Raw genomic sequence first — 7,034 nt, 5'->3', positions numbered from 1 at the left:
CGACGGGCCCGCGCCGGCCGGCGGCGCGCGATCGCCGCGTAGCTTCTGCCCAGGGCGAATCTGCCCGGGGCAGAAAGCCTGGGCCGCCGGGGTGCGCCCGGCGGACGCTGGAGACCGCCGGCTCGCCGGGCGGTCCCCCGCCCACCGGCGCTACGGAGGTGGGCGGTCATGGGCAGCGTCTGGATGCGGGACGAGGGGCAGCCGGTCTTCGGGGACCGGGTCTTCGAACGGCTGCTCAAGGAGCGGATCATCTTCCTCGGCACCGAGGTCACCGACGAGTCGGCCAACCAGATCTGCGCGCAGATCCTGCTGCTCGCCGCCGAGGACCCGGAGCGGGACATCTTCCTCTACATCAACTCGCCCGGCGGCTCGGTGAGCGCCGGCATGGCGGTCTACGACACCATGCGGTACGTCAACAACGACGTGGCGACGCTGGCGCTGGGGATGGCCGGCTCGATGGGGCAGTTCCTGCTCTGCGCCGGGGCGGCGGGCAAGCGGTTCGCGCTGCCGCACGCGCGGATCATGATGCACCAGCCCTCCGGCGGGATGGGCGGCACCGCCGCCGACATCACCATCCAGGCCGAGAACATGCTGCACGTGAAGCGCACCATGCAGGAGCTGATCGCCGAACACAGCGGGCACACGCTGGAAGAGATCCAGCGCGACTGGGACCGGGACCGCTGGTTCACCGCCGAGGAGGCCCGCGAGTACGGCCTGGTCGACCAGGTCCTCTCCCGGGTCGACCAGCTCACCGGTTGACCGGTACGGCCCGGCCGGTCGCGCCGGCCGGGCCGTCCGGTACGGGTCAGGGGTAGCTGACGACGGGGCTGGTGCCGTACGAGCCGACGACGGGGGTGCCGGCCTCGTTGATCGTGCGCTCGATCCCGCCGCTGCCGTCGAGGAACACGGTGATCGCGTCGTGGAACCGCACCCCGGCCCGGCGCGGCGCCTCGATCGCCCGGTCGCAGCGGATGTCCACGCCCTGGTTGAAGTACGAGTAGACGCCGAGCCCCCACGCCTCGTGCGTCCGGACGTGCGGGGCCACCTTGTAGGAGGCCCAGCCGTCGCCGGTCGGGCTGCGCCAGGCCGCCTGGCTCGGCGGGTCGTAGGGCAGCTCGCTCTGGTAGAACACGGTCCGGCCGCGTTCGCCGTTCCAGATCGTCTGCCAGCGCTGGTAGTGCTCGACGAAGAGCCCGTACGCGGTCACGTCGTCGCCGTTGACCACCACGCCGGTGGCCGCGGTGTTCACGGTCCAGCCGATCGTGCCGGCCCGGCCGTGGTCGCCGCGCCAGGCCCAGATGTTGTCGATCAACGTGTGCCGGCTGTTGACGACCAGGCTGGTCACCGCGCGTCCGGCGTACGGGCCGCCGATGCGGAAGAACACGTCCTGGAGCGAGATCGGGTTCGTGGCGTGCGACAGGTGACAGTGCCGCCCACCGACCTCGACCAGCACCTCCGACTCGACCGGCCCGGCGTCCACCAGCACGCCGGCGATCCGGGCCCCGTCGACGTCGTCGATCCGCAGCGCCGCGTCGCCGCCGGTCGGCACCAGGCTCGGCATGCCGAGGCCGAGTACGACGGTGCCCGGCCGGCGCACCCGCAGCGCCCGGTCCAGGTGGTAGACGCCGGGGGTGAGCAGCAGGTGCCGGCCCCGGGCGAGCTGGGTGTTGATCCGCCGGGCGGAGTCGGTGGGCCGGGCGAGGTAGAAGTCGGACAGCGGCAACGAGGGCACCGGCGCGCCGCCGGCGCCCCAGGTGGTGCCGGCGGTGTCCCGGCGCAGGCGCGGCACGGCGACGCGCCAGCGGCCCGCGCCGTCGACGAAGAGGTACGGCTTCTCCCGGGTCACCGGGCTGGTCGGCAGCGTGGTGTACGGCGGATCGGGGAAGCCCTGCGCCGGCGCGCCGACCACCCCGGAGAAGACCTGGTTCCAGACCCCGTTGGTCCAGTCGCCGCCGAGTTCGCTGTCCCGGGTGAGCCACTGCTGCTGCGAGCCGTTGATGGTGATGCCGTCCACCTTGGAGTCGGCGATGTAGCCGCCACTGGAGTAGCCGCCGTTGCCCGGCTCCAGCCAGAGCACACCCTTGATGTGCACCCGGCGCATCGGTGACGCCTGGGAGACGGCCCACTGGTTCGACCAGTCGGTCGGGGTCACGGCGAGGTTCTCCGCCGAGCGCCAGAAGTTGGTGAGCGCGGAGATCCCGGCGGGCGAGTTCGGGTCGGGCTGCCCGATCACCCGGACCGCGCCGTGGATCTCCACGTCGTCCGGGTGCGCGCCGAGCCCGGCCACTGTCGTGTAGTAGCCGAGCCGGGCGTCCACCTCGTATCGGCCCGGCTTGAACAGCACGGCGTAGCGGTCGAAGCCCATCTCGTTGTGCTCCTGGGCGGTGAAGATCCGGTCCAGGGTGGACTGGATCTCCGCGACCGGCGTGCTCGGGTCGAAGACGTGGACGTTGGGGCCGAAGTCGGGCTCGCGGGTCGGCCGCGCGGGCGGGGACGCGACGGCGGCGCCGGCCGGGAGGCCGAGGGCGGTGAGCGAGGCCGCCGAGGCGGTGAGCGTGAGGAAACGGCGGCGGGAGGGATCGGGTGTTCGCATCTGCCTGCCTGTTCGGTGATGGTGGGGAGAGCGCTCTCTTGGCCGTTCCTACCTCATCACCGTCGATCCCGCCAGAGCCCGCCGGTTCCGGAACTAGCGGCCGGCGTCGTACCGGGCCCGGGCGGCCTCCACCTCAGCCAGGTGGGTGGTCGCCCACGCCTCCAGGCCGGCCACCAGGTCGAGCAGGCTGCGGCCGAGGTCGGTGAGCGCGTAGTCCACCCGGGGCGGGACGCTGGCGTGGACGGTCCGGGTGACGATGCCGTCCCGCTCCAGGCCGCGCAGCGTCTGGGTGAGCATCTTCTGGCTGATTCCGTCGATCCGCTCGGCCAGCTCGCCATATCGCCTGTCACCACCGGCCAGGCTGAGCACGACCAGGACGCTCCACCGGTCACCGATCCGGTCGAGGACCTTGCGGCTGCCGCAGTCTCGGTTGAACGGGTCCGCCAGCACCGCTTCACTCTCCTTCAGTGCGTATCGAACTTCAAGGTGCCTACTCTCCAACGGGAAGTGAGGTGACGCTGTTCCCGTTGGTTCGGACGACAGCCCCTCCGCACACCCAGGGAGCACACCCATGTCCATCGTCGTCACCGGGGCCACCGGCCAGCTCGGCCGCCTCATCGTCACCGCGCTGCTCGACCGGGGCGTACCGGCCGGGGAGATCGTCGCGCTCGGCCGCGACACCGGGCGGCTCGCCGACCTGGCCGGCCACGGGGTCGTCACCCGCCGGGCCGACTACGACGACCCGGAGTCGCTGCGGGCCGCCCTCGCCGGCGCCGACAGGCTGATGTTCGTCTCCGGCAGCGAGGTCGGCCGGCGGCGACCGCAGCACGCCAACGTGGTGGCCGCCGCCCGGGAGGCCGGCGTCGGGCTGGTCGTCTACACCAGCATCGCCCACGCCGACACCTCCGGCCTGCTGCTCGCCGGCGAGCACCGGGACACCGAGAAGCTCCTCCACGACTCGGGCCTGCCGTCGGTGTTCCTGCGCAACAGCTGGTACCTGGAGAACTACACCGGGCAGCTCGGCGCGTACCGGGAGCACGGCGTGACGGGCGCGGCCGGTGACGGGCGGGTCAGCGCCGCCACCCGCGCGGACCTCGCCGAGGCCGCCGCCGTGGTGCTCACCCGCGACGACCACGACCAGGTGTACGAGCTGGGCGGCGCGCCGTTCACCCTCACCGAACTGGCCGCCGAGGTCAGCCGCCAGACCGGCGTCCCGGTCGGCTACACCGACCTGCCCGCGGACCGCCTCACCGAGGTGCTGGTCGCCGCCGGCCTGCCCGAGGGGTACGCGGCCGTGCTCGCCGACGCCGACCGGGGGATCGCCCGCGGCGAGCTGGAGGTCGGCGACGACCTCGCAAAGCTGCTCGGTCGCGAGCCGACCACCCTGGCCGAGGCGATCCGCGCCGCGCTCTGACGACCGGCCGAGCGCGCCCGGCCGCCGGTGGCGGAGGTCAGGCGCGCTCGGCCCGCTGCTTCACGAGGTCGTCGACCAGGCTCTCCACGTAGTCGGCCGTCTCCTCCCAGCGGGTGACGGCGACGCTGCGGATCCCCATGGCCTTGACCGGGTAGTCGTTGCCACCCACGTCGAGGCGGTCACCGACGAAGAGCACGTTGTCGATCTTCAGGTCCAGGCACTCCAGCAGCTTCCGCATGCCGTACGCCTTGTCCACGCCCTTGCGGGTGACGTCGATCGAGGTCGAGCCGCCGCCCCGGACCTCCAGGTCCGGCAGCTTCGCCGCGACCGCGTCCCGCAGCCGCTTCTTCTTGTCACCGTCCGGGTCCCAGCCGTACTTCTCCGCCGGCGGGGCGGACTGCCCCAGCGCCGAGAACGTGATCTGGCTGCCCCGGTCCTCGATGATGTCGCCCCAGGTCTTCGCCTCCCACAGGCCGAGCGCCTGCGCCGACTCGGTGAGCGCCGCGACGACCCGGGCCTTGTCGGCATCGGTCAGGTCCTCGGCGTAGACCTGCCGCCAGTCCCCGTCCGACCAGCGGTAGTAGCGGGTGCCGCAGGTCGGCATCAGGTGCAGCCGGTCGCGCTGCTCCTCGGTGAGGTCGAGGTGGGTCAGCACCTGCGACTGGAACTGCTCGAACCGCCCGCCCGAGATGATCAGGACGTCCACCTCGGTGAGCAGGTGGCCGAGCAGGTCCGCCATCCGACGATCGATCTGGGACTTGGAAATCGCCAGGGTGTCGTCGAGGTCGAACGCCACCACTCGAAGATCGTTCACGAATACCTCATGTCGTCGCGGGCAGGCCAGGACTAGCAGGGTACCGACGGTGACCCTCCGGCGTCCGCGAGCCCCGATCGTCACGCCACGCAGCCTTCTGGTCGCAGGCTATCGCTCCGCCGCTCTCCCGTGGCCCTGGGCAGCGGAAACGTCCGCGTAGACCACCCCGTCGGCGCACGCGGCGACCACCGACGACGGCCACTCGGGGTCGTAGTCGCGGCACCGCCGTACGCGCCGGAACGCGGTCGCCTTCTCCGGGCCGGGCAGGAGCAGCACGGCGCGGTGGGCCAACTCGGCCATGGTCGCGATCCCCATCGTGACGCCGTGCGTGGGCACCTCGTCCACGGACCCGAACGCGGGATACGTGCGGAGGTTGTCCCGCCGGGTGGAATCCTCCAGGCGGACCACCCGCGTCACGCTCTGCCGAGCCGAGCCCGGCCCGTTGAAGCCGACATGGCCGTCGCCCGAACCGGACGCCAGGATCAGCAGGTCCATGCCGCCGTGCGCGCGGATCCGCGCGTCGAGATCGGCGGGACGGTCGGGCCCGGGGACCCAGACCTGCGCGTCGGGGATCCGGTCCGCCGGGCGCAGTCCCCGGTTGAGCGGTCCGACGATCTCCGTCGTGACGTACCGCTCGCAACTGTGGTGGCGGTCCGCCGGCACCGGCACGAAGCGGTCGGCCGCGGTCTGCACGTACGCGTCCAGCGCGACCACGACGAGGCCGGAGACGGGGATGCGCCGTTCCGTCACCACCTCGGCGAGCACGCGGAAGGTACGGGTGGCGCTGCGTCCGGACGGGCAGCCCAGGAGGTAGCGCCGGCCCGCCGACGCGGCGTCGCGCAAGCCACGGGCGATCTCCAGTGCCGTCTGGGTCGCGAGGTCCTCGGCGGTGGCGAACACGACGGAACGAACAGGCACGGCCTTTCTCCTACCACTTTGGAATGGTTCGACGAGAAGACGTTATTGCGTCCCGCGCTACCGTCGTCACTACCCGCCCGGCTGTTTCCGTGGTCGAGGGAGGCCGATGGTGTCATCCCCTGTCTCATCAGACCTCAGCGCCAATCTGCAGCGATTCGATGGAATTCGGGTGCACGACCTCCTGCACGAGTACGCGGAGCGAGGCGCCGCCGTGGTCCGGCTCCGGGTGGTGGACGCGCCGGCCACCTACGTCGGCACCGTCCACGTCGACATCGACACGCCCGTGCCGGCACGCAGCCGCAGCCCGTGGACCCGTCTCGTCGAACTGGCCGTGCCCCTGCCGCTGGACGCCCTCCGGGCGACCGGCACGGCGCCGCCCCGCGTCACGGACCTGAGCGTCACCGGAAGCGGCCGTGTCATCAGCGCGCGTCAGGTCACCACCGACTCCCGCCTGCTCATCGAGGTGCCGTCCCGGGAACTGCGGGGCGCGTCGGGAAAACTGCATCTCGCCTTCACGAGCGCGAGCCTGTTCTTCCTGGTCGGCGGCGACGGCGTGCTCCAGACCTGGCGGCTGGGCTTCGCCGTCCATGCCCCATCGGCCCCCCGCACCGTCGTCAATCTCGAACACTCACCCGAACTGTCGCTACGATGCCGGGTGGATTCCTCCGAATACCATTCGCTGGCCCAGGGCGTGGGCCCCGGCACGGTCCGCAAGATCGGTTTCTATCCGTCCGGCCGGGCCGAGATCGCCTACCTCTTCGGGCTGCACAGCGAATCGCGCTTCCGCAACCTGGCGATGCTGCCGTTCGCCGGTTGCGTCGGGTTGTTCTCCTCCGCCCTGACCATCGCGCTCGTGTTCGGTGGCTACACCGACATGGCCGCGGTCAGCCTCGCGCTCGCCCTGGCGCCGCCCGTCCTCCAGGCCGTACGGCCGTCGACCGGCTTCTACCGGTCGGCCGACATCCACAGCCGCAGCCCCGGCGCCTGGATCTTCGCCATGTCGATCGCGCTGTACGCGCCGGCCACGCTGTTCGCGGTTCTCACCATCACCGACCTCACCGAGCTGCGCCGGGTGAGCCAGGTCCTCTGCTACGCGTTCGGCGTCCTGCTGGGCCTGCTGGGCGCGGCGATCCTCGTCGCCGTGCGGGAACAGATCCTGCCGCCGCACTACTGCGACGTCTGCACGACGCGGCTGATCTGGCGCCGGCGGAGCCGGCTGCACCGCGCGAGCAGGCGTACGGTGTGCGAGACATGCTTCGCCGACATCGAAGCCGACGAGCAGGCGAGAGGCTGAG

7 protein-coding genes are annotated in these 7,034 nt (G+C 71.9%); 3 read left to right on the top strand and 4 right to left on the bottom strand.

Going from position 1 to position 7,034, the window contains the following annotated elements:
- The first annotated feature begins 168 nt into the window (after nucleotides 1-168).
- A complete protein-coding gene (locus HUW36_RS00740; protein ID WP_174526270.1) occupies nucleotides 169-759 on the top strand; it encodes an ATP-dependent Clp protease proteolytic subunit in 591 nt (196 codons plus the stop codon).
- Nucleotides 760-805: 46 nt separating this feature from the next.
- Here HUW36_RS00740 and HUW36_RS00735 read toward each other — a convergent pair whose 3' ends face one another.
- Together HUW36_RS00735 and HUW36_RS00730 are read right to left on the bottom strand one after the other, a co-directional pair.
- Nucleotides 806-2,593: an adenylyl cyclase gene (locus tag HUW36_RS00735; RefSeq protein ID WP_174526269.1), complete on the bottom strand. Its 1,788-nt coding sequence runs from the start codon at nucleotides 2,591-2,593 to the stop codon at nucleotides 806-808.
- Between the two features lie 93 nt (nucleotides 2,594-2,686).
- Nucleotides 2,687-3,043 (bottom strand): winged helix-turn-helix transcriptional regulator, encoded by a 357-nt coding sequence (locus HUW36_RS00730; protein ID WP_246247756.1) that lies wholly within the window; start codon nucleotides 3,041-3,043, stop codon nucleotides 2,687-2,689.
- 121 nt (nucleotides 3,044-3,164) lie between these two features.
- On the opposite strand from HUW36_RS00730, the gene HUW36_RS00725 reads away from it, so the two are divergent.
- On the top strand, nucleotides 3,165-4,007 hold the full coding sequence (locus HUW36_RS00725) for an SDR family oxidoreductase (protein ID WP_174526268.1): 843 nt from the start codon (nucleotides 3,165-3,167) through the stop codon (nucleotides 4,005-4,007).
- Nucleotides 4,008-4,044: 37 nt separating this feature from the next.
- Here the strand turns inward: HUW36_RS00725 and HUW36_RS00720 are convergent, their stop codons facing one another.
- Both HUW36_RS00720 and HUW36_RS00715 read right to left on the bottom strand, forming a co-directional pair.
- Nucleotides 4,045-4,821, bottom strand: coding sequence for an HAD-IIB family hydrolase (locus tag HUW36_RS00720; protein WP_174526267.1), 777 nt, complete (start codon nucleotides 4,819-4,821; stop codon nucleotides 4,045-4,047).
- Nucleotides 4,822-4,929: 108 nt separating this feature from the next.
- Nucleotides 4,930-5,739 carry a 6-phosphogluconolactonase gene (locus HUW36_RS00715; RefSeq protein WP_174526266.1) on the bottom strand — a complete coding sequence of 270 codons (810 nt, stop codon included), beginning with the start codon at nucleotides 5,737-5,739 and terminating at the stop codon, nucleotides 4,930-4,932.
- Between the two features lie 169 nt (nucleotides 5,740-5,908).
- Here HUW36_RS00715 and HUW36_RS00710 point away from each other — a divergent pair, with 169 nt between their 5' ends.
- Nucleotides 5,909-7,033, top strand: a complete 1,125-nt coding sequence (locus HUW36_RS00710) for a hypothetical protein (RefSeq protein WP_174526265.1) — start codon at nucleotides 5,909-5,911, stop codon at nucleotides 7,031-7,033.
- Nucleotide 7,034 lies beyond the last annotated feature (1 nt).

The sequence above is a fragment of the Micromonospora maritima genome (genome assembly GCF_902825405.1).
In the GTDB taxonomy this organism is placed as follows: domain Bacteria; phylum Actinomycetota; class Actinomycetes; order Mycobacteriales; family Micromonosporaceae; genus Micromonospora; species Micromonospora maritima.
The sequence above is the reverse complement of the archived record's forward strand: the minus strand, read 5'-3'. Positions and strand labels throughout refer to the sequence as shown.